The organism is Burkholderia ambifaria AMMD (assembly GCF_000203915.1).
Taxonomy (GTDB): Bacteria; Pseudomonadota; Gammaproteobacteria; order Burkholderiales; family Burkholderiaceae; genus Burkholderia; species Burkholderia ambifaria.
On sequence record NC_008391.1, the window covers coordinates 1102953 to 1122831 of the forward strand.

The following is a 19879-nucleotide window of genomic DNA, read 5'->3' on the forward strand; positions in this document are numbered from 1 at the left end:
CGCGTGGCGCCGGAACGCGCTAGAGTGCACGTGACCCGCGCCGCTGCCGGCGCAAGGAGCGCACATGCATCGCATCACCCATTACCGACGGACCGACGAAGGAATCGAGGCGATCAGCCTCGAGTCCGATCGCGCGTTTCCGCGGCACGCGCATGATGAATTCGGGGTCGGCGTGATCGTCAGCGGCGCGCATCGGTCGTGGAGCGGCCGCGGGCAGGTCGACGCGCTGGCCGGCGACGCGATCATGGTCAATCCGGGCGAGATGCACGACGGGACGCCGATCGATGCGGGCACGGGCCGGCGCTGGCGGATGCTGTACCTCGCGCCCGCGCTGGTCGCGAGCGTCGCGACGGAAGAAGGCCTCGAGGGCGTCGAGTTCACGCATCCGGCCGTGCGCGACGCACGGCTCGCCGCCGCCTTCGGCCGGTTGCATGCGCGGATCGTCGCAGGGGAAACACTGCCGCTCGCCCGCGACGAGGCCCTCGTGACGCTGGTCGCCGCGCTGCTCGCACGGCATTCGAACCGCGCGCTGCCGGCCGCCGGCGTCGCGCCGGCGATCCGCATGGCCCGCGAGCGACTCGATGCGGCACCCGCCGCACCCGTTTCGCTTGCCGAGTTGGCCAGCCTGAGCGGCGTGAGCCGCTTCCAGCTGCTGCGCGGGTTCGCGCGCAAGCTCGGCATCACGCCGCACGCGTATCTGCTGCAATCGCGCACGCGACTGGCTCGTGCACTGCTTGCAAGCGGCCGGCCGATCGCGGATGCCGCGGCCGAAGCCGGATTCGCCGACCAGAGCCATCTGACGCGCGCATTCGCGCGCCAGTTCGGCATCACGCCGGGGCGATTCATCCAGGCCGGCTGACGTGGTTGGTTGTCCCGAGGGAACGGTTACGGGGCGATGCTGGCTGCGGCGCGGCGCCGCACGACGCGCCACGACGCGCCACGACACGCCACGACACGCCACGACACGCCACGGCACGGCACGGCACGACGCGACGCGACGCGACACGCCACGCCACGGCACGATGCGATGCGATGCGATGCGATGCGGCACGGACCGCTCCCATTTCGCGGCATTCCCCAGCGGCAGCGTTCGATGTCTGCGTGACCGCCCACCGCGAAACCGTAGACGCAGCGCCGCGCCACGCGCCCTCCCCCCTCGCCGGCCTCCCTGCAATTTCGTTCAAGACGCCCGCGCCACCGCACGGCACGATGCGGCGCATGAAGACACGACTGATCGGCTATCTCTATCTCGCCGCCGCGATGGCGGGCGTCGGCAGCACCGTCATCGCGAGCCGTCTCGCGGCCGGCGGCCTGCCGCCGTTCGCGGCCACCGCGCTGCGCTTCCTGATCGCAACGCCGCTGCTGTGCGCGCTGATGCGGGCGCAGCGAATGCGATGGCCGCGTATCTGCGCGCGCGACGCCGTCCTGCTGGTGGTCCAGGCCGCGGCGGGCGGGGTCGGCTATACCGTGCTGCTGATCAGCGGCACGAAACTGTCGTCGCCGATCGATGCCGGCGTGATGCTCGGCACGCTGCCGGCGATGTCGACGCTGATCGCCGCGCTCGTGCTGCGCGAGCGGCAGACGCCGCGCGACTGGGGCGCGGCCGCGCTCGCCACCGCCGGCGTGCTGTTCGTCACGTTCGCGCCCGGCCAGGCCATGCCGTCGCTGCGGACGCTCGCCGGCGACGCGCTGGTGCTCGCCGCGGTCGCATGCGAAGCCGTGTTCATCCTGCTCAACCGGCGGCTGTCGACGCCGTTGCCGCCGCTCGCGCTGTCGACGGCGATGTCGGGCCTCGGCTTCATGCTAGCGCTGGTGCCGGCCGCGTTCGAATGGCACGCGCTGGCGGCCGGCTGGACCACCAGCGCGATATCGGCGATCGCCTACTACGCGCTGGTCCCGACCGTGCTCGGCTATCTCTGCTGGTATGCGGGCTCGGCCCGCACGAGCGGCACCGAAGCCGCGCTGTTCACGGCGGTCGCGCCGGTCTCGGCCGTGCTGTTCGCCGTCGCGCTGTTCGGCGAGACGCTCGGCGGCACGCGGCTGCTCGGCATCGCGCTCGTCGTCACGGGGATGCTGGTCGGTGCGACGCGGCGACGTGAACCGCCACCACGCGAAACGGACACACGGCCGACGTTGCCGCCGAGGCCGGCGGCATCCACGTCGACCGCCAGCGATTGATCCGCGCGAGCGACGACTGTAGGAATGTGTCCGCGCGCGGCAAAACCGTTGCGCACCGTCACGCAAGATGCAATATTCGCGGGGCCGGGCCATTTGACAACCCTCGAACAATAATTCGCATCGCCATGAACAAGAAGGAAGCTAGAACGAGAATCGCGGCGCTGCTGTCAGCGGGCGCAAGGAAGGCCGACGTGCTGGCCGAGCTGGCCGGACAGGGCCTCAAGGATCAAGTACTCGCGCGCCTGATCGCGTCGCGGCCCGACCCCGAGCTGTGCAAAAAGAACAAGGTGCACACCTGGATCCTGATCGGGCTCGGCATCGCGCAGTTGCTGATCAGCCTCGCACTCGGCTATTTCATCGCGGCCGCCGCCAGCGATTCCGGCAGCACCGGCATGCTCGGCAACGGCCTTGCGGTGCTGTTCCTCGCGCTGACCGTGCCGCTGTCGCTGCTGTTCATCTGGGGCTTCGCGACCCATCGTGTCGGCGCGTATCACGCGTTCATCGCTCTTTCGCTGCTGCAACTGCCGAAGACCATCGCCGATCTCGCACACGATCCGTCGTCGGCGCTGCCGAGCCTCGGGGTGACGGTCATCCTGATGGGCTACGTCTGGTTCGTCCGCAACCGGATGTTCCCCGACTTCGGCTGGTTCACGCCCCGCAAGATCGACGGCCGCTACGCCTTCGTGGAAAGCGCCTGACGTCGCGTCCGCCGGCATTGCAAACCATGAAAAAAGGCGCCGGGCCGCCCCGCAATCGCGGGACGGCCCGGCGCCTTCTGCATTCCGGAACCCGGTGGCTTACTTCGCCTTTTCAGCCGAGTCGCTGATCGCCTGGCCACCCTTCGAAATGTCCTGCCCAACGCCCGCAACGGTGTTGCAACCGGCGAGCGCGGCAGTCACCACCAGCAGCACTGCAGCAATCGTACGCGTCATTCTCATTCTCCTTCGAATCAACAAGCCCGACCGGGCGAATCGTATGCGGCGTGGCGCCCTGCGGCGCGCAGGACACGGGGCCTGACCTGATTATACGGAGACGGCCGCCGCACGCCAGTAGTGGCTCTAGCCGCTGTCATGCGGGCCACACAGCGGTAGCGCGCAGATTTTCCTTGACTTCGCCGGCTCGCAAACTAATATACGCACCGCGTACATTTTCCATCAGGTGCTGCCGATGACCGTTCCCCAGCAAGCCTTCCTGCGCGACGCGATGCGCCGCCTCAACATGACCCGCGAGGCGTTCGCGAATCGCATCGGCGTAAGCCGTCGCGCGCTCGATACGTGGCTATTGCCCGACGACTCGCAGGAATCGCGCGGAATGCCCGAGATCGTCGAGCGCTTCGTATCGGAAATCGTCGAACGCTCGGCCCCGGACGGTGGCGAATATACGCAAAGCGTAGACAAACAAGGGCTCTCGAAGCAATTCCTGTTCGAAGGCAAGCCGCAGCTGATCTCGGTAGACCAGTTCTCGCGGGATTCGGTCGAGGCGCTGTTCCGCGTGGCCGACGTGATGCAGCCGATCGCGCGCCGCCACAAGATTTCGCGCGTGCTCGAAGGCGCCGTGCTCGGCAACCTGTTCTTCGAAGCCAGCACGCGCACCCGCGTGTCGTTCGGCGCGGCCTTCTGCCGGCTCGGCGGCTCGGTATGCGACACGACCGGCTTCACGTTCTCGTCGATGGCCAAGGGCGAATCGATCTACGACACGAGCCGCGTGATGGCCGGCTATGTCGATGCACTCGTGATCCGTCACCCGGAGAAAGGCTCGGTTGCCGAATTCGCCCGCGCGACCAACCTGCCGGTGATCAACGGCGGCGACGGCCCGGGCGAACACCCGAGCCAGGCGCTGCTGGATCTCTATACGATCCAGCGCGAATTCTCGCGACTCGGCAAGATCGTCGACGGCGCGCACATCGCGCTCGTCGGCGATCTGAAATACGGCCGCACCGTGCACTCGCTCGTCAAGCTGCTCGCGCTGTACCGCGGGCTGAAGTTCACGCTCGTATCGCCGCCGACGCTCGAAATGCCCGCGTACATCATCGAGCAGATCGCGACGAACGGCCACGCGATCGAGCAGACCAACGACCTCGCGGCCGGGCTGCGCGGCGCGGATGTCGTCTATGCGACGCGGATCCAGAAGGAGCGCTTCACCGACGAGTCGTTCGAAGGCTACACGCCGGATTTCCAGATCAACCAGGCACTCGTCGATTCCGTGTGCAAGCCCGACACGCTGATCATGCATCCGCTGCCGCGCGACAGCCGGCCCGGCGCGAACGACCTGTCGGTCGACCTGAACCGCGATCCGCGTCTCGCGATTTTCCGGCAGACCGACAACGGCATTCCGGTGCGGATGGCGATCTTCGCGGTGCTGCTCGGCGTCGAGAATCTCGTCCAGCACTCGATGCGCGACGCGACATGGCGCCCGCCGGCATACCTCGGGCCGGAGGATGCGGTGTTTCACGGGATCGATTGAACCGCATCCGGTGCCGCGCGGCCGCCCTTGATTGCTTCAGTTCAAGGGCCGCGCGCCTACATGACGCACGACGCGCCGCCTTGCACGGCGCGTTTTCATTTTCGGCGCGGGTGATGCGCGAGCGGCCGGCACGATGTTACCGGGCCCACGGGTCGATCACGCGCAAGCCCGCCGCTTCGAATGGCGCGACGTCGCGCGTCGCCACGATCAAGCCGTTCGCCGCGGCCGTGGCAGCGATAAATCCGTCAGCAGACGCCATCGCGTTGCCCGTAGCACGAGCCTTCGCACGAAGGCTCGCATAGGCTTTACTCGCCGCGTCGTCGAACGGCAGGATCCGGCCGCGAAACAGCGGCACGACGCGCTGCTCGATGCTTTGGTGCAGCCAGTCCCGCCTTCTCCCTTCCGGCAACGCGGCCACGCCGAAGCGCATTTCCGCGAGACTGATCGCGGCAAGAAACAGCGTCTCGACATTCTGCGCATCGAGCCATTCGATCACGGCCGCACTCGGCTCGCGCCGCAGCGGCTCGGAAATGACGTTGGTATCGACGAGGATCATTCGAAGCTCATCGGAGCGGTTGGGGAGCTCTCGCGCGGATTCTCGAAATCGACACCGCCCGCCTCCCGCCCGATTTCGGCCAGCAGCGACCCCAGCTTCGCCCGGCCGGTGGGCCGAACAGCCTCCTCGAGGATGGCGCGCACCTCCGCTTCGGTACTCCGACCATGTTGCGCCGCACGGATGCGAAGCGCGCGATGCACCTCGTCGGGCAAATTTCGAACGGTAATCACCGGCATGATGCACCTCGCCACAATTGCTTTCAATGCAGTCATATTATCACCTTGCTGTCATGATGGACGAATGAAAATGCAACCACTGTAGCCCGCCCCAGACCCCGTTCACATTCGGCCATTCGGCCATCTCCCCGCCCAGCGGGCCTCGCCGGCCTCCGTGACATTCGTCAACGTTCTTCCTACAAATGCGAACAAGAACGCTTCTCATTCACCTGAAAATTACATAGAATGCCCGGCTGAAAACAAATCGTAATAATTCCGGGCGGCATGCACGTTTGCGTAACGCGCCGTTCCCGGGCCACACCGCGAGGTCGAAGCGCACCATGAAGTCCCGTCCTGACGAGCTGAAGCTCGGCAAATTCACCACCCTGTGCAGCGTGCTCGCCGCAAGCCCCGCGTTCGCCGACGGCACGCCGTCGCCCGCCCCGGTCAGCACCGAAGGCCATCTCGCGCCGATCGAAATCCAGGGCAAGACCGAGCACAGCTACAAGGCCGACTTTTCCGCCTCCGCGAAATTCACCGCGCCGCTCGTCGACACGCCGAAGTCGGTGACCGTGATCCCGCAGGAACTGATCCAGAACAGCGGTGCGGCAACGCTGACCGAAGCGCTGCGCACCGTGCCCGGCATCACGTTCGGCGCGGGCGAAGGCGGCAACCCGCTCGGCGATCGTCCGTTCATCCGCGGCTACGACTCGCAGGGCAGCATGTTCGTCGACGGGATGCGCGACACGGGCGCGACCACCCGCGAGATCTTCAACACCGAGCGCGTCGAGATCACCAAGGGTTCCGACGGCGCGTACGGCGGCCGCGGCGGCGCGGGCGGCAGCATCAACCTGATCACCAAGGCCCCGCACCTCGGCACGACGGCCGCCGCGAGCGCGGGCTTCGGCACCGACCGCTATCGCCGCTTCACGGCCGACGGCAACTGGCAATTCGCCGATCACGCCGCGTTCCGCCTGAACCTGATGAGCCACAACAACGACGTCGCCGGCCGCGACGTCGTCAACAACGAGCGCTGGGGCGTCGCGCCGTCGATCGCGTTCGGTCTCGGCACGCCGACGCGCGTGACCGCGAGCTACTACCACCTGTCGACCGACGACATGCCCGACGGCGGCATTCCGTACTTCTACACGACGTCGAACAAGCCCGCGAACGTCGACACGATTTATCCGGCGCCCGTCGATCGCCACAACTTCTATGGCCTGATCGACCGCGACTTCCGCAAGACCACGTCCGACATCAGCACGATCCGGATCGAGCACGACATCACGCCGGGGCTGACGGTGCGCAACACCACGCGCTATACGGAATCGACGCAGGACTACATCTGGACGCAGCCCGACGACAGCCAGGGCAACGTGGTGAACGGCAAGGTCTGGCGCCGCAACAACAACCGCGACAGCTCGATCAACAGCCTCGCGAACCTGACCGAATTGTTCGGCGAATTCCGTACCGGCCCGTTCAAGCACAGTTTCACGACCGGCATCGAACTGTCGCGCGAATGGGGCAAGCGCGACTCCTACAAGGTGGCGACCGACACCGGCAAGATCTGCCAGAAGGGCATCGGCGCCGCGTCGGGCTACAACTGCACGAGCCTGTGGTCGCCGAACCCGAGCGATCCGTGGGCCGGCTCGGTCACGCGCAACAACGATTACGCGCATGCGCGCACCACGACGAAGTCGATCTACGGCTTCGACACGATCGAGATCACGCCACGCTGGCAGGTGAACGCCGGCGTGCGCGTCGACGACTACTCGACCCGCTTCACCGACACCAAGGCCAACGGCGGCAAGACCTACACGCGCGACGACACGCTCTTCAACTGGCAGGCCGGCCTCGTGTTCAAGCCCGCGCAAAACGGCAGCATCTATGCGTCGTATGCGACGTCGTCGACGCCGGCCGGCATGCTGCTCGGCGAAGGCAGCGAAACGCAGTCGCTCACGCCCGGCCGCGGCGGCGTCGGGCCGAACGCCGACCAGATGGCGCCCGAAAAGAACCGCAGCATCGAGCTCGGCACGAAGTGGAACGTGCTGAACGACCAGCTCGCGCTCACCGCCGCGCTGTTCCAGATCGATACGACGAATGCACGCGTGACGCTGCCGAACAACCAGTACGCGATGGTCGGCAACAAGCGCGTGCAGGGTCTCGAGCTTGGCGTCGCCGGCCAGATCACGAAGCAATGGCAGGTATTCGGCGGCTACACGTACATGAAGAGCGAGCTGCGCGACAACGGCAAGGACGCCGCGAACGACGGCCACCGCTTCCCGAACACGCCGAAGCACAGCCTGACGATGTGGTCGAACTACGACGTGACGCCGAAATTCACCGTCGGCGGCGGCGCGTTCTACATGTCGGAAGTGTTCGGCGATCCGGCGAACCTGCGCGCGGTGCCGTCGTACTGGCGCTTCGACGCGATGGCGCAGTACCGGATCAACAAGAAGCTCGACCTGCAGTTGAACGTGAACAACCTGTTCAACCGCACGTACTTCGATCAGGCGTATCCGGCGCACTACGCGTCGATCGCGCCGGGCCGCTCGGCGTTCATCACGCTGAATGCGCGTTACTGATCGATGGAAGCCGTCTCGCTGAAGGCGCTCGCGTCGGTGTCGCCGCGCGCGTTCGCCGACATCCTGGCCGGGCCGCCCGAGCGCGCCGCCGCGTGGGTCGCGGCGGCGGCCGAGCACGGGATCGTCGACGCGCAGGCCGTCTACGGACAGTATCTGCTCGACGGACACGGCGTCGCGCGCGATCCGGCCGCCGCGTTCGGCTGGTTCGGGCATGCGGCGCGGGCCGGCCATCCGATGGCGATGAACATGCTCGGACGCTGCTACGAGTTCGGCTGGGGCACGGCCGCGTGCGCGCCGGTGGCCGTGTACTGGTACCGGCTCGCCGCTCAGGCGGGCCTCGACTGGGGCATGTACAACTACGCGACGGCGCTCGCGCTCGGCAACGGCATCGACGAGAACCGCGCCGATGCGCTCGACTGGTTTCGCCGCGCGGCCGCGCTCGGCCATGCGAAGTCGATCAACCTGATCGGCGGTTTCTACGAGGACGGCTGGGTCGTTCCCGCCGATGTCGACACCGCGTTCGATCACTATCGCCGCGCCGCCGAGGCCGGCGACTTCCGCGGCCAGTTCAACTATGCGCGGCTGCTCGCCGAGCGCGGGCGCATCGACGAAGCGCTTGCATGGCTCGCGCGCGTGCCGGCCACCGCTACGCCGGCCTTCGTCGCGAAGATGCGTGCATATCTTGCGTCGTCGCCGCTCGCTGCATTGCGCGCAGCGGCGCTGCGGCTGCCGTCTCACGGCATGGAATTCGAATCATGATGCTTCATATCCCCGGCGTGCTGACCAACGCGCAGGTCGCGCAATGCCGCGAGCTGCTCGATGCTGCCCACTGGGTCGACGGCAATGCGACGTCCGGCGCGCAGTCGGCGCTGGCCAAACGCAACCGGCAGTTGCCGGAAGGATCACCCGTCGCGCGGGCGGTCGGCGATGCGATCCAGGATGCGCTGGCGCGTCATGCGCTGTTCTTTTCCGCAGCGTTGCCATTGAAGGTGTTTCCGCCGCTGTTCAATCGCTATGCAGGCGGCGAGACGTTCGGCACGCATGTGGACAACGCGATCCGGCTGCTGCGCGGCACGGATTTCCGCGTGCGCAGCGATCTGTCGGCGACGCTGTTTCTCGAGGAGCCCGATGCGTACGACGGTGGCGAGCTGTGCGTGGAAGATACGTACGGCGTGCATCGCGCGAAGCTGCCGGCCGGCGATCTCGTGCTGTATCCGGCGTCGAGCCTGCACCACGTGACGCCCGTTACCCGTGGCGAACGCGTTGCGTCGTTCTTCTGGATCCAGAGCATGGTGCGCGACGACGGCGACCGCACGCTGCTGTTTCAGCTCGATACGCAGATTCAGGCATTGTCCGCGGAAAAAGGCGCGAAGGATCCGATGGTCATTTCATTGACGGGGATTTATCACAACCTGTTGAGGAAGTGGGCGGATGCGTAGGGTGATGCGTTCGCGCTGTCAATCGCGCCCGGCCCGTCGCTTGCATCAGGTCCCCACGCCGATCTAAAATGACCATCGTTAAATGACCATGCTCATATCATGATGCCGCACGCTCCCGTATCGAAATCCGAATTCAAGGCACGCGCACTCGAATACTTCCGGCTCGTCGAGGCGTCGGGCGAGAGCCTCATCGTCACCGACCACGGCAAGCCGACGCTCGAAATCCGGCCGTACCACGCGCGCGAAGCCCAGCCATTGGACATATTGCGCGGCTCGGTCATGCGCTACGACAATCCTCTCGATCCGATTGCGGAAGATGATTGGGAGGCGTCGCGGTGATCGTGCTGGATACGCATGCATTGGTGTGGTGGGTGGCGGGCGATCCGTCGCTCAGCAAGAAGGCCCGCGGCGCAATCGATCGCGCGCGCGGCGAAGGCGCGCTCGCCGCGTCCGCGATCTCCGCATGGGAAATCGCGATGCTGGTGCGCAACGAACGCCTCGCGCTGACGATGGACGTCGATGCGTGGCTCGCGACGGTCGCGCAAATCGACGGCATGCGCTTCGTGCCCGTCGATGCCGACATCGCCGCGAAGTCCACCGCCCTGCCCGGCACGTTCCATAAGGATCCGGCCGATCGCATGATCGTCGCCACCGCCCGGCGGCTCGGCGCGCCGCTCGTCACCCGCGACGAAAAGATTCGTGCGTATGCGCACGTGAAGACGCTTTGGTGACCGTCATCTATCCATCGGCCACATCACGACACCGACGGAGCCGAACTCCGGTCGACAGGCGATTCGTCTGACCGAACCGAGCGCGACGGCCGCGCGAAACCGTCAACTACCGATCAACGCGCTGCCCCGTACCGGTTTCACGCATTACCCGTGCGAATGGTGGCATTGGCAGCCTTGCGACCGCCATTGGATCGTGATGCAAAGCGAATCGCTCGCCATATCCAGCCCTGCCGAGAAAACCCTGCTCGACGAAACCGCCCGCGGACATTCTTTCCGGCGGCAATGCGCACGTTGTCGGTAACATCGGCACTTGCCGATCCCCGCCCGCTCCCGCACAATCGGCCCACCTGCCTTCCTCCCCCCGCGCCGATGTCCTATGCGTCACTCGCCACCGGCGTCCTGCTCGCCGGCGGTCTCGGTCAACGCTTCGACCCAAGCGGTCTGCACAGCAAGCTGCTCGCGCTGCTTCCCGACGGCACGCCGGTTGCGGTCGCGGCCGCCCGTCGTCTCGCCGCTGCCACGGCCGACGTGATCGCCGTCGTGCGCCCCGGCGCCGAAAAACTCGCGATTCTGCTGAACGAAGCCGGCTGCCAGGTCGTCTACGCGCCGGACGCGATGCGCGGCATGGGCGCGAGCCTCGCGGTCGGTGTCCGCACGACGCCCGAAGCGACGGGCTGGCTGGTCGCGCTCGCCGATATGCCGTGGATCGCGGCGTCCACCTACGAAATGCTCACGCGCGCGCTCGACGCCGACGACGCGTCGATCGTCGCCCCCATGCATCGCGGCATGCGCGGCCATCCGGTCGGTTTCGCCGCGCACCATTACGATGCACTCGCCGCGCTCGACGGCGATACGGGCGCCCGCGCGCTGTTCGCCAGCGCGCCGGTGAACCTGCTCGACGTCGACGATCCCGGCATCCTGCGCGACGTCGATACGCCGGCGGATCTGCCCTGACACAGGCGCGCGCCGGCCGCGCAGCGCATTGCCCATACGTGCCACCGCGAGATCCGGGCGCGATACCTGCAGACACTCGACTATCGCCGGGAATCCGGATGCCGCCGCGAGAATCCCGCTGCAAACGCTCGCCCGATTGCCTATAACGAAGACGAGGCGCGCCCGCCGCGCCACCGTCGTCACGCATTGCACGAGCGCTCCATGGACCACACGACCCCGATGCCCGAGCCCCCGGCCGATCCGAACCGCGATCCGGAAGACGACCCGCTGTCGCCACCGCCGCCGGGACATCCGCACGACAACCCGCAGCAGCCCGACGGGCCGCCGAGCAAGGATCCTGTTTAACCGGCATCGACCCAGGCAGCACATCCGGCCGCATCATCCGGCCTGCGTCGGCATGTGCGACGACATCGCGACGACGAACGGCAACCCCTCTGTCGCCCATCGTCACCCGATCGCCCGCTACCGCGCCGTATACCCGCCATCGATCGCCAGCGACACCCCGCTGATCATCGACGCCGCGTCGCTCAGCAGGAACAGGATCGGCTCGACCACCTCGTCCGGCTCCGCGAAGCGCCCGAGCGGAATCGCCGCGAGCATCGGCGCGCGCGTTTCCGGGTCGCTCCACGCGAATTGCGCCATCGGCGTGAGCGTGACGGTCGGGTTCACGCTGTTCACACGAATCCCGTGCGCGCCAAGTTCGATGCACAGCACGCGCGTAATCGCGTCGAGCGCCGCCTTCGACGCGCAATAGCTCAGATGCTCCGGCAAGCCGACGAGCGCCGCCTGGCTCGATACGTTGACGATGCTGCCACGCGCACGCACGGCGCCCCGCCCGTCGCGCGCGATCATCTTCCGCGCGACGGCCCGTGCGACGAGCGCAGCGCCACGCGCATTGACGGCCATCACGCGATCGAAGTGCTCGGCGCTGACCTCGAGCGCCGGCTCGAGCGACGCGATGCCCGCGCAATTGACGAGCGCATCGAACGCGTCGTACGCGGCAAGCGCCGCATCGATCGCCTGTTCATCGGCGCCGATATCGACGCGCAAGATATCGCAGGCGATTTCGCCGGCCAGCACGTCAAGCGCGGCCGCATCGCGCCCCGCCGCGACGACCCGTGCGCCCGCATGCGCCAGCGCAACCGCGCATGCGCGCCCGATCCCGCTCGACGCGCCGGTGACGAGCACCCGTGAACCGCTGAAATCGAATCGCGTCTTCATGATGACGTGCGCAGTGCGTGCATGATCGGTTTGAGTGCCGGATACAGCGCCGTATAGAGTGCGAAACGCGCCGCATACGCATGCGCGCGCGCCGCATCGGGCCGCGCGCGTTCGACGAGCGTGACCCAGCCGCCCTGCGCGTCGTCGTGCGACACGAGCCCCGCACCGACGCCCGCGAGCAGCGCCGCACCCATCGCGGCTTCGACGTCCTGCTCGATCGTCCACACCGGAAAACCCGTCACGTCCGCGATGATCTGCATCCACAGCGCCGAATGCGCGGCGCCGCCGACGACGATCAACCGATCGTCCAGCGCCACCGTGCCGCGCCGCCCGGCCTCGATGTTGTGCCGCAGTGCGAACGCGACGCCTTCGAGCACGGCGCGATACAGGTGCGCACGCGTATGCGCGAGACTCAGCCCGACGAACGCGCCGCTCGCCTGCGCATCCCACACGGGGCTGCGTTCGCCCATCAGGTACGGCAAGAACAGCACGCCGTCCGCGCCGGGCGGCACGCTCTCGGCCGCCTGCTCGAGCAGCACGTGCGGATCGCCGTGCGGCAGCAACCTCGCCGCATCGATCTCCGCATGACAGAACTGGTCGCGAAACCACGCGACCGACGCGCCGGCCGTGATCGCGCCACCGAACACGTACAGGTCGCGCTGCCCGTTGAACACGTGCGGCATGCTGACGAGCCCGTGCCGCGCATCGACGTGCTGGTTCACGTAGCCCCAACACATGCTCGTACCGATCATCGCGACATGCTGCCCGCCGCGCGTCGCGCCGGCCGCGAAGGTCGCGACGGCCGCGTCGACACCGCCCGCGACGACCGGCGTGCCGGCCGCCAAGCCGAGCTGCTCCGTCCATTGCGACAGCAGCCCACCGACGATATCGGTCGACTGGACGAGCCGCTCGGGCATCATCGTCGCCGGGATGCCGAGCATGTCGAGCGCGTCGTCGGACCACTCGCGGCGCGCGACGTCATACACGCCGCCGATGTTGCCGGCCGAACTGTGATCGACCGCGACCTCGCCGGTCAGCAGGTAGATCACATACGCATTCGGCGGCAGGAAATAGCGCACGTTCGCCCACACGTCCGGGCGCTGTTCGCGCAGCCACAGCATCTTGGTGAACCCGTAGTAGCTGTCGACGCCGTTGCCAGTGATCGCGCGCAGCCGCTCGACGTTCACGTTGGCGTTCACCCAGTCGACTTCCGCGGTCGCGCGCCGGTCCATCCAGATCAGGCACGGATGGAGCGGCCGCATGTCGCTGTCGACCGGAATGCCCGAGCCGCCGTACAGGCTGCTCACGCACACCGCGCGGATCGCATCGGCCGGCACGCCGTGCGCACGCGCGTCGCTCACGCAGCCCGCGATGCAGTCGAGCACCGCGTCGAACCACACCTGCGGCCACTGCTCGGCCCATAGCGGGCGCGGCGTATCGGGCTGGTAGCCGGCCGAGCGCCGCGCGACGATCGTGCCGCGCCGGTCGACGAGCAGCGCCTTGGTGCTCTGCGTGCCGATGTCGACGCCTATGACGTATTCCATGATGTCTCCGGTGAGGCGCACGCGCCGGCCTTCAACGAGCCGGCTTCAGCAGCACCTTGATCGATTCGGGCGATTTCGCGATGCGGATCGCGTCGTCCCAGTCCTCCAGCGCGAAGCCATGCGTGACGATGCCCTTCGACGTGACGAGCCCGCGCGCAAGCAGGTCGATCGCGACCGGATAACAGTACGGCCCCAGGTGCGCGCCGCGCACGTCGAGCTCCTTGCGATCGCCGATGATCGACCAGTCGACGGTCGTATCCTCGCCGAACACGCTGAACTCGACGAAGCGGCCGAGCTTGCGGATCAGCTCCAGCCCCTGGTTCACGCCGACCGGTGCACCGGTCGTCTCGATGTACACGTCGCAGCCGTAGCCGTCGGTCAGCGCGCGGACGATCTCGCGCGCATCGTCGCGCGTCGGGTTGATCGTTACGTCAGCGCCATATTGCCGCGCAAGGTCGAGCCGTTCGTCGAGCAGGTCGATCACGACGAGCTTCTTCGGCGTCTTCAGGTGCGCGACCTGCGTCATCATCAGCCCGAGCGGGCCTGCGCCGGCGATCACGACGACATCGTCGAGCTGGAGGTCGCCACGGTTCACGGTATGGATCGCGCACGACAGCGGCTCGATGATCGCCGCATCCTCGAGCGACACGCCGAGCGGAATCTTGTGGACGATCGCGGTCGGCGGAATGCGCATGTACTCGGCCATCCCGCCGTCGGCGACTTCGCGCTGGAAACCGAAGATGTTGTGCACTTCGCACATCCAGTACTGGCCCGACTTGCAGTAGCGGCACTTGCCGCACGGCACGATCTGCTCGGCGATCACGCGGTCGCCCGGCGCGACGCCGAAATGCTCCGCCGCGCCGTCGCCGAGCGCTTCCACGTAGCCGAAGAATTCATGGCCGGGAATCACGGGCGCCTTCACCCACGGATTCGGGCCGCCCCAGAACATCTTCGCGCCGGTATAGCACTTGCAGTCGCTCGCGCAGATCCCGCACGCGGCGATGCGGATCACGAGTTCGTTTGCGCCCGCATGCGGCTTCGCGACCTGTTCGACGCGGTAATCCTCGGGGCCGTGGCAAACCACCGCGGTCATGCGCGGCTGGGCTTCGGGTGTCGTCATGAGTTGTCTCTTCCGTTAGTGATGATTCGGATTTCTGATGAATAGCCGGTTACCGCGATCGTTCGCGGCTGATATAGATCGCAAGCAGGATGATTCCGCCCTTGATCACGTTCTGCACATACGGGTTCACGCCGATCATGTTCAGTCCGTTGTTGAGCACGCCGAGCAGCAGCGCACCGACGAGCGTGCCGAGAATCGCGCCGCGCCCGCCCGAGATCGACGTGCCGCCCATCACGACGGCCGCGATCGCATCGAGCTCGAAGCCGACGCCTGCGTTCGGCTGTCCGCTCATCAGGCGCCCGGTCAGCACGATCGCGGCGAGCGCGGACGTGAGCCCGGCCAGCGTATAGACGATCAGCTTCACGCGCGCGACGCGCACGCCGGTCAAGCGCGTCGCCTGCTCGTTGCCGCCGATCGCATACACATAGCGGCCGAACGGCATCCGATCGAGCAGCAGCCACGCGATCGCATAGACGATCAGCATGATCAGCACGGGCGCCTGGATGCCGAGCACCTTGCCGCTGCCGAAGAACGCGACCCAGTCGGGCAGCCCGTCGATCGGATAGCCGCCCGTATAGATGAGCGCGAGGCCGCGCGCGATGCCCATCGTCGCGAGCGTGACGATGATCGGCGGCATCCCCGCGAACGCGACAAACACGCCGTTCAGGAAGCCGAACCCGAAGCCCACCGCGATACCGATCGCGAGCGCGGCGACGGCGTTGACGCCGGCCACCATCAGCCCGGCCGCGAGCGTGCCGGACAACGCCATCACCGAGCCGACCGACAGGTCGATCCCGCCCGTCAAGATCACGCAGGTCATGCCGACCGCGATGATCGCGTTGATCGACACCTGGCGCAGCACGTTTTCCAGGTTCGCCGCCGACAGGAAGCTCGAGCTCGCGATCATCATCGCGATGCATACGACGATCAGCCCGACGAGCGGATAAAACAGCGTCGAGCGCCGCAACTGCGTCCACATCGCGCGCGGCGGCGGCGCCTCGCCGTTTCCGGCAGCGGCCGCAAGCGTCGTGGAAGGCGTGGAAGAAGATTCAGGCAGGTTCATGGGTCGCTCCTCGCGTGCCGGCCGTGGCATGGGTCATGACCGTGTCGGGATCGATCTCGTCGCCTTCGAGCGTCGCCTCGATGCGGCCCTGCCGGAACACGGCGACGCGATCGCACATGCCGACGATCTCCGGCAGTTCGGACGAGATCATGATGATGGCGTAGCCGCGCGCGGTCAGTTCGCGCATCAGCCCGTAGATTTCCGCTTTGGCGCCGACGTCGATACCGCGCGTCGGCTCGTCGAAGATCAGCACGCTCGCATGATGGTTCAGCCAGCGCGCGATCACCACTTTCTGCTGGTTGCCGCCGGACAGCGTGGCCACCTCGGTATGGATCGACGGCGCCTTCACGCCGACGCGCCGCATCACGTCGTGCGTGGTGCGCGCCTCGCCGCGGCGGTCGATCAGCCAGCGCATCGACCGGTACTTGCCGAGGTTGTTCAGCGAGATGTTGTCGCGGATCGAAAACGACGTGACGAGCCCTTCCGTCTTGCGGCTTTCCGGCAGGAGGCCGATGCCCGCACGCAGCGCGTCGGCCGGATCGGCAAGCTTCGCCGGCGTGCCGCGCACGCGCACCGTCTTGCGATGCGCGCGCGTCGCCCCGATCACCGCGAGCGCGGTCTCGGTGCGGCCCGAGCCGACTAAGCCGGCGAAACCGAGGATCTCGCCCGCATGCAGCGCGAAGCGATTCACCGGGCCGTCGCGTTCGATCTGCAGCGCGTCGACTTCGAGCACGGCCGGCGCATCGGCCGCCCGCACCGGCTTCGGCGGAAAGCTGCTCTCGAGCCGGCGGCCGACCATCATCCGGACCAGCTGCTCGACGTCCGTGCTCGAGACGTCGGTCGTCGCGACATACTGGCCATCGCGCAACACGGTGATGCGATCGCACACGGCGAAGATTTCGTCGAGATGATGGGAGATGAAGATCATCGCGACACCTTGCCGCTTCAGCTCGCGCATGATCGCGAACAGGTGCTCGGCCTCGGCCGGCGTGAGCGTGGCGGTCGGCTCGTCGAGGATCAGGATGCGTGCATCGAGCGACAGCGCCTTGCCGATCTCGACGAATTGCTGCTGTGCGACCGACAGCGTGCGCAACGGCGCATCGAGATCGATCGACACGCCGAGCCGCGCGAAGATGCCGGCCGCCGCGCGGCGCATCCGCGCGCGGTCGCGCACGCCCCAGCGCGTACGCAGCTCACGGCCGAGGAACAGGTTGTCGACGGCATCGAGGTGCGGAATCAGGCTGAATTCCTGGAACACGATGCCGACACCGGCCGCGACCGCGTCGTGATAACTCGTGAAATGCCGCGCGGTGCCGTCGATCTCGATCGTGCCCGCATCCGGCTGATGGATCCCGCAGAGAATCTTCATCAGCGTCGACTTGCCGGCGCCGTTCTCGCCGAGCAGCGCGTGAATCTCGCCGCGCACGATCTCGAGGTGAATGTCCGACAGCGCCTTCACGCCCGGAAAGCTTTTCGTGATGTGGCTGAGCCTGAGTATCGTGTCCATCGGCTTCTCCGTGCGAACGGCAGCGGCCAGGCCGCCGCCGTTCGCGTCGTATCGCACGTCGCTCACCAGCTGAACCCCTTCGCGTTGCCGCGATCGACGACCTTCACGTCGACCGGAATCGCCTTCGGCACCGTCGCGCCCCACTTGCGCGCGATCGCGATGCCGAGCGCGATGCGCACCTGGTCGGCCGGAAACTGCGCGGTCGTCTCGATGAACTTCGAGTTCGGCTTCTGGATCGCGGCAATCGCCTCGGGCGCGCCGTCGACGCTCGTCAGCTTGATGTCCTTGCCGGAACCTTCAATCGCGGCGAGCGCGCCCATCGAGCCGCCGTCGTTCACGCTGAAGATGCCCTTCAGGTTCGGATGCGCGGAGATCATGTTTTCGGTCACCGACAGCGCGGTCGCGCGCTCCTGCTTGCCGTTCTGCGTGTCGACCAGCTTCACGTTCGGGAATTTCGCGAGCCCGGCCTTGCAGCCGCGCACGCGTTCGAGAATCGGCACGACCGGAATGCCGTCGAGGATCGCCACCTCGCCGCTGCCGCCGATCGCCTTCGCGAGGTATTCGCAGGACATCACGCCGGCGTCGTAGTTCTTCGAGCCGACGAACGAATCGACCGGGCCGTTCGCGTTCGCATCGACGGCCACGACCACCGCGCCGGCCTTCTTCGCCTGCGTGATCGCGGACTGGATGCCGGTCGAGTCGGTCGGGTTCACGAGCAGGATGTCGATCTTCTTCTGCAGCATGTCCTCGACGTCGCTCACCTGCTTGCTGACGTCGTGATGCGCGTCGGTGACGACGACCTGCGCGCCGATCGAGGCGGCCGCATCGTTCAGCGCCTTCTGCATCGTCACGAAATACGGGTTGTTCAGCTCCTGGAACGTCATGCCGATGCGCAGCGGCGCGGCGTGCGCGACGGCCGGCAGCACGGCCGCGACGGCAAGCGTGGCGAGGGCCGCGAAGCGGGCGCCGCGGCGCGGGGAAGAAGCGGGCGAGGCGGTGGGCGATGCGTGCGTCATGACGGTGTCTCCGGTTGTGTGTGCAGCTTTTTCGTGGGTGAGCGAGCCCCTCGCGACGCGAACGGCGCGATTGGCTGGGTAAAACGACGAGAAAAGGTCGGGCGAGCGCCCGGCGATCATCCGGGCTGCGGTACGAACCCGGGCGCGGCGGGCGTGACCACGCGCGGCGGCATCGGGTTGCCGGTGGGCGCCGCGTGCAGCGCGAGTTCGCGGCTGCGCGCGTTCAGGCGCTGGAGCGCGCGAAACTCGGACGGCGCCATCCCCTTCACCGCGCGGAACTGGCGGTTGAAGTTGGACACGTTGTTGAAGCCGGCCTGGAAGCAGATGTCGGTGATGTTCGCGTCATCGGCGAGCAGCATCTGGCACGCGGATTCGATGCGCAGGCGGTTCACGTACTGGACGAACGGCATGCCCGTATGACGGTGGAACGCACGCGAGAACGCGCTGACGCTCTGCCCGGTCAGTTGCGCGAGCTCCGATTCGCGCAGCTCCGACGCGAGGTTCTTGCCGATGTACGACAGCGCGTGGCTGAGCCGCGTGGGCGTCACGTGCGCCTGGTCGTAGGCGGGGCTCGCGAGCAGCGTGCGTTGCGCCGCGCCGCACAGCCGCTCGAGGATCGTCATGAACAGCGCGATGCGGCGCATGCCGCGCGCGCCCAGCAGTTCGTCGAACAGCGGCGCGATCGCCGCGCTCGTGTCGTCATCGAAGCCGACGCCGCGCCGCGCATCGTCGAGCAGCGCCCGCGCGTCGCGGCATTCGGGAAACGCGTCCATGCAGCGGCGCACGAACGACGGATCGAACTGGATCACCAGATTGCGGCGCTCGACGGTTTCGCCTTCCGCCATGTCGCTGACCCAGTTGTGCGGCAGGTTCGGGCCGAGCAGCACGAGATGGCCCGGGCCGAACGAGCCGATATGGTCGCCGACGAAATACTTGCCGCGCGTCGCGACGATCAGGTGCAGTTCGAATTCGGGATGAAAATGCCAGCGGATCGTGCGATACGGATAGCCATGCGACCAGACCTTGAACGACTCGTCGCGTCGCACTTCGACCACTTCCAGATCGGGGTGCATCATCCTGGCGTCTCCATTCCCATGTATCGCTGGCCGGGCCGTTCTGCATCGCGACCGGTCGCATGGAAAGCAATGTAGGTCGATCGCGCGCGCGGCTCCACCAACTTTACGCCTGATTTTCGATACTTTTTTGCGGTTTGCGGATGGAAACGACGCTGGACGGCAAAATTGTGCAGCGCGGAATGCGCGCCGGCCGGCGGCGGCGACGAACCGC

At 67.1% G+C, this 19879-nt stretch carries 21 protein-coding genes; 11 read left to right on the forward strand and 10 right to left on the reverse strand.

Going from position 1 to position 19879, the window contains the following annotated elements:
* Nucleotides 1–64 precede the first annotated feature (64 nt).
* The 3 genes from BAMB_RS20955 to BAMB_RS20965 all read left to right on the forward strand — a co-directional run bounded on the left by BAMB_RS20955 (nucleotide 65) and on the right by BAMB_RS20965 (nucleotide 2876).
* On the forward strand, nucleotides 65–859 hold the full coding sequence (locus BAMB_RS20955) for an AraC family transcriptional regulator (protein WP_011659174.1): 795 nt from the start codon (nucleotides 65–67) through the stop codon (nucleotides 857–859).
* Between the two features lie 359 nt (nucleotides 860–1218).
* Entirely contained in the window at nucleotides 1219–2178 is a 960-nt protein-coding gene (locus tag BAMB_RS20960) for a DMT family transporter (protein ID WP_011659175.1), read from the forward strand.
* 125 nt (nucleotides 2179–2303) lie between these two features.
* Nucleotides 2304–2876: a hypothetical protein gene (locus tag BAMB_RS20965; protein WP_011659176.1), complete on the forward strand. Its 573-nt coding sequence runs from the start codon at nucleotides 2304–2306 to the stop codon at nucleotides 2874–2876.
* Nucleotides 2877–2975: 99 nt separating this feature from the next.
* Here BAMB_RS20965 and BAMB_RS20970 read toward each other — a convergent pair whose 3' ends face one another.
* Nucleotides 2976–3110, reverse strand: coding sequence for an entericidin A/B family lipoprotein (locus BAMB_RS20970; RefSeq protein WP_011659177.1), 135 nt, complete (start codon nucleotides 3108–3110; stop codon nucleotides 2976–2978).
* 235 nt (nucleotides 3111–3345) lie between these two features.
* On the opposite strand from BAMB_RS20970, the gene BAMB_RS20975 reads away from it, so the two are divergent.
* Nucleotides 3346–4641 carry an aspartate carbamoyltransferase gene (locus tag BAMB_RS20975; RefSeq protein WP_011659178.1) on the forward strand — a complete coding sequence of 432 codons (1296 nt, stop codon included), beginning with the start codon at nucleotides 3346–3348 and terminating at the stop codon, nucleotides 4639–4641.
* Between the two features lie 136 nt (nucleotides 4642–4777).
* On the opposite strand, the gene BAMB_RS20980 is transcribed toward BAMB_RS20975, so the two are convergent.
* Together BAMB_RS20980 and BAMB_RS20985 are read right to left on the reverse strand one after the other, a co-directional pair.
* A complete protein-coding gene (locus tag BAMB_RS20980; protein WP_011659179.1) occupies nucleotides 4778–5197 on the reverse strand; it encodes a type II toxin-antitoxin system VapC family toxin in 420 nt (139 codons plus the stop codon).
* Nucleotides 5194–5433 (reverse strand): FitA-like ribbon-helix-helix domain-containing protein, encoded by a 240-nt coding sequence (locus BAMB_RS20985; protein WP_041491669.1) that lies wholly within the window; start codon nucleotides 5431–5433, stop codon nucleotides 5194–5196. Before BAMB_RS20985 ends, BAMB_RS20980 begins: the two co-directional genes overlap by 4 nt.
* Nucleotides 5434–5753: 320 nt before the next feature.
* Between BAMB_RS20985 and BAMB_RS20990 the strand changes: the two genes are divergently transcribed.
* The 7 genes from BAMB_RS20990 to BAMB_RS35445 all read left to right on the forward strand — a co-directional run bounded on the left by BAMB_RS20990 (nucleotide 5754) and on the right by BAMB_RS35445 (nucleotide 11466).
* Nucleotides 5754–7997 (forward strand): TonB-dependent receptor, encoded by a 2244-nt coding sequence (locus BAMB_RS20990; RefSeq protein ID WP_011659181.1) that lies wholly within the window; start codon nucleotides 5754–5756, stop codon nucleotides 7995–7997.
* A gap of 3 nt (nucleotides 7998–8000) precedes the next feature.
* Nucleotides 8001–8756 carry a tetratricopeptide repeat protein gene (locus BAMB_RS20995; protein WP_011659182.1) on the forward strand — a complete coding sequence of 252 codons (756 nt, stop codon included), beginning with the start codon at nucleotides 8001–8003 and terminating at the stop codon, nucleotides 8754–8756.
* Nucleotides 8753–9436, forward strand: a complete 684-nt coding sequence (locus BAMB_RS21000; RefSeq protein ID WP_011659183.1) for a Fe2+-dependent dioxygenase — start codon at nucleotides 8753–8755, stop codon at nucleotides 9434–9436. Before BAMB_RS20995 ends, BAMB_RS21000 begins: the two co-directional genes overlap by 4 nt.
* A 99-nt stretch (nucleotides 9437–9535) precedes the next feature.
* Nucleotides 9536–9775 carry a type II toxin-antitoxin system Phd/YefM family antitoxin gene (locus tag BAMB_RS21005; protein ID WP_011659184.1) on the forward strand — a complete coding sequence of 80 codons (240 nt, stop codon included), beginning with the start codon at nucleotides 9536–9538 and terminating at the stop codon, nucleotides 9773–9775.
* Nucleotides 9772–10167, forward strand: a complete 396-nt coding sequence (locus BAMB_RS21010; RefSeq protein WP_011659185.1) for a type II toxin-antitoxin system VapC family toxin — start codon at nucleotides 9772–9774, stop codon at nucleotides 10165–10167. Before BAMB_RS21005 ends, BAMB_RS21010 begins: the two co-directional genes overlap by 4 nt.
* Before the next feature lie 369 nt (nucleotides 10168–10536).
* Nucleotides 10537–11121, forward strand: coding sequence for a nucleotidyltransferase family protein (locus BAMB_RS21015; RefSeq protein WP_011659186.1), 585 nt, complete (start codon nucleotides 10537–10539; stop codon nucleotides 11119–11121).
* Between the two features lie 201 nt (nucleotides 11122–11322).
* Nucleotides 11323–11466 (forward strand): hypothetical protein, encoded by a 144-nt coding sequence (locus BAMB_RS35445; RefSeq protein WP_006752960.1) that lies wholly within the window; start codon nucleotides 11323–11325, stop codon nucleotides 11464–11466.
* Nucleotides 11467–11583: 117 nt separating this feature from the next.
* Here the strand turns inward: BAMB_RS35445 and BAMB_RS21020 are convergent, their stop codons facing one another.
* The 7 genes from BAMB_RS21020 to BAMB_RS21050 all read right to left on the reverse strand — a co-directional run bounded on the left by BAMB_RS21020 (nucleotide 11584) and on the right by BAMB_RS21050 (nucleotide 19668).
* Nucleotides 11584–12342 carry an SDR family oxidoreductase gene (locus BAMB_RS21020; RefSeq protein ID WP_011659187.1) on the reverse strand — a complete coding sequence of 253 codons (759 nt, stop codon included), beginning with the start codon at nucleotides 12340–12342 and terminating at the stop codon, nucleotides 11584–11586.
* On the reverse strand, nucleotides 12339–13886 hold the full coding sequence (locus BAMB_RS21025; RefSeq protein WP_011659188.1) for an FGGY-family carbohydrate kinase: 1548 nt from the start codon (nucleotides 13884–13886) through the stop codon (nucleotides 12339–12341). The genes BAMB_RS21020 and BAMB_RS21025 overlap by 4 nt, the downstream gene beginning before the upstream one ends.
* Before the next feature lie 31 nt (nucleotides 13887–13917).
* Complete coding sequence (locus BAMB_RS21030; protein WP_011659189.1) at nucleotides 13918–15006, reverse strand: erythritol/L-threitol dehydrogenase; 1089 nt, start codon at nucleotides 15004–15006, stop codon at nucleotides 13918–13920.
* A gap of 49 nt (nucleotides 15007–15055) precedes the next feature.
* Entirely contained in the window at nucleotides 15056–16069 is a 1014-nt protein-coding gene (locus tag BAMB_RS21035) for an ABC transporter permease (RefSeq protein ID WP_011659190.1), read from the reverse strand.
* Nucleotides 16056–17633: a sugar ABC transporter ATP-binding protein gene (locus BAMB_RS21040; RefSeq protein ID WP_408580307.1), complete on the reverse strand. Its 1578-nt coding sequence runs from the start codon at nucleotides 17631–17633 to the stop codon at nucleotides 16056–16058. Before BAMB_RS21040 ends, BAMB_RS21035 begins: the two co-directional genes overlap by 14 nt.
* 5 nt (nucleotides 17634–17638) lie before the next feature.
* Complete coding sequence (locus BAMB_RS21045) at nucleotides 17639–18592, reverse strand: substrate-binding domain-containing protein (RefSeq protein ID WP_011659192.1); 954 nt, start codon at nucleotides 18590–18592, stop codon at nucleotides 17639–17641.
* 116 nt (nucleotides 18593–18708) lie between these two features.
* Nucleotides 18709–19668 (reverse strand): AraC family transcriptional regulator, encoded by a 960-nt coding sequence (locus BAMB_RS21050; protein WP_011659193.1) that lies wholly within the window; start codon nucleotides 19666–19668, stop codon nucleotides 18709–18711.
* Between the last annotated feature and the right edge of the window lie 211 nt (nucleotides 19669–19879).

What these genes read in the sequence shown, in the direction of transcription:
- BAMB_RS21000 (WP_011659183.1), top strand. Translation starts at nt 8,753, where the DNA reads ATGATGCTTCATATCCCCGGCGTGCTGACCAACGCGCAGGTCGCGCAA.
- BAMB_RS21025 (WP_011659188.1), bottom strand. Translation starts at nt 13,886, where the DNA reads ATGGAATACGTCATAGGCGTCGACATCGGCACGCAGAGCACCAAGGCG.
- BAMB_RS20955 (WP_011659174.1), top strand. Translation starts at nt 65, where the DNA reads ATGCATCGCATCACCCATTACCGACGGACCGACGAAGGAATCGAGGCG.
- BAMB_RS21030 (WP_011659189.1), bottom strand. Translation starts at nt 15,006, where the DNA reads ATGACGACACCCGAAGCCCAGCCGCGCATGACCGCGGTGGTTTGCCAC.
- BAMB_RS20985 (WP_041491669.1), bottom strand. Translation starts at nt 5,433, where the DNA reads ATGCCGGTGATTACCGTTCGAAATTTGCCCGACGAGGTGCATCGCGCG.
- BAMB_RS21015 (WP_011659186.1), top strand. Translation starts at nt 10,537, where the DNA reads ATGTCCTATGCGTCACTCGCCACCGGCGTCCTGCTCGCCGGCGGTCTC.
- BAMB_RS20980 (WP_011659179.1), bottom strand. Translation starts at nt 5,197, where the DNA reads ATGATCCTCGTCGATACCAACGTCATTTCCGAGCCGCTGCGGCGCGAG.
- BAMB_RS21045 (WP_011659192.1), bottom strand. Translation starts at nt 18,592, where the DNA reads ATGACGCACGCATCGCCCACCGCCTCGCCCGCTTCTTCCCCGCGCCGC.
- BAMB_RS21020 (WP_011659187.1), bottom strand. Translation starts at nt 12,342, where the DNA reads ATGAAGACGCGATTCGATTTCAGCGGTTCACGGGTGCTCGTCACCGGC.
- BAMB_RS35445 (WP_006752960.1), top strand. Translation starts at nt 11,323, where the DNA reads ATGGACCACACGACCCCGATGCCCGAGCCCCCGGCCGATCCGAACCGC.
- BAMB_RS20990 (WP_011659181.1), top strand. Translation starts at nt 5,754, where the DNA reads ATGAAGTCCCGTCCTGACGAGCTGAAGCTCGGCAAATTCACCACCCTG.
- BAMB_RS20965 (WP_011659176.1), top strand. Translation starts at nt 2,304, where the DNA reads ATGAACAAGAAGGAAGCTAGAACGAGAATCGCGGCGCTGCTGTCAGCG.
- BAMB_RS21005 (WP_011659184.1), top strand. Translation starts at nt 9,536, where the DNA reads ATGATGCCGCACGCTCCCGTATCGAAATCCGAATTCAAGGCACGCGCA.
- BAMB_RS20960 (WP_011659175.1), top strand. Translation starts at nt 1,219, where the DNA reads ATGAAGACACGACTGATCGGCTATCTCTATCTCGCCGCCGCGATGGCG.
- BAMB_RS21050 (WP_011659193.1), bottom strand. Translation starts at nt 19,668, where the DNA reads ATGATGCACCCCGATCTGGAAGTGGTCGAAGTGCGACGCGACGAGTCG.
- BAMB_RS21035 (WP_011659190.1), bottom strand. Translation starts at nt 16,069, where the DNA reads ATGAACCTGCCTGAATCTTCTTCCACGCCTTCCACGACGCTTGCGGCC.
- BAMB_RS20975 (WP_011659178.1), top strand. Translation starts at nt 3,346, where the DNA reads ATGACCGTTCCCCAGCAAGCCTTCCTGCGCGACGCGATGCGCCGCCTC.
- BAMB_RS20995 (WP_011659182.1), top strand. Translation starts at nt 8,001, where the DNA reads ATGGAAGCCGTCTCGCTGAAGGCGCTCGCGTCGGTGTCGCCGCGCGCG.
- BAMB_RS20970 (WP_011659177.1), bottom strand. Translation starts at nt 3,110, where the DNA reads ATGACGCGTACGATTGCTGCAGTGCTGCTGGTGGTGACTGCCGCGCTC.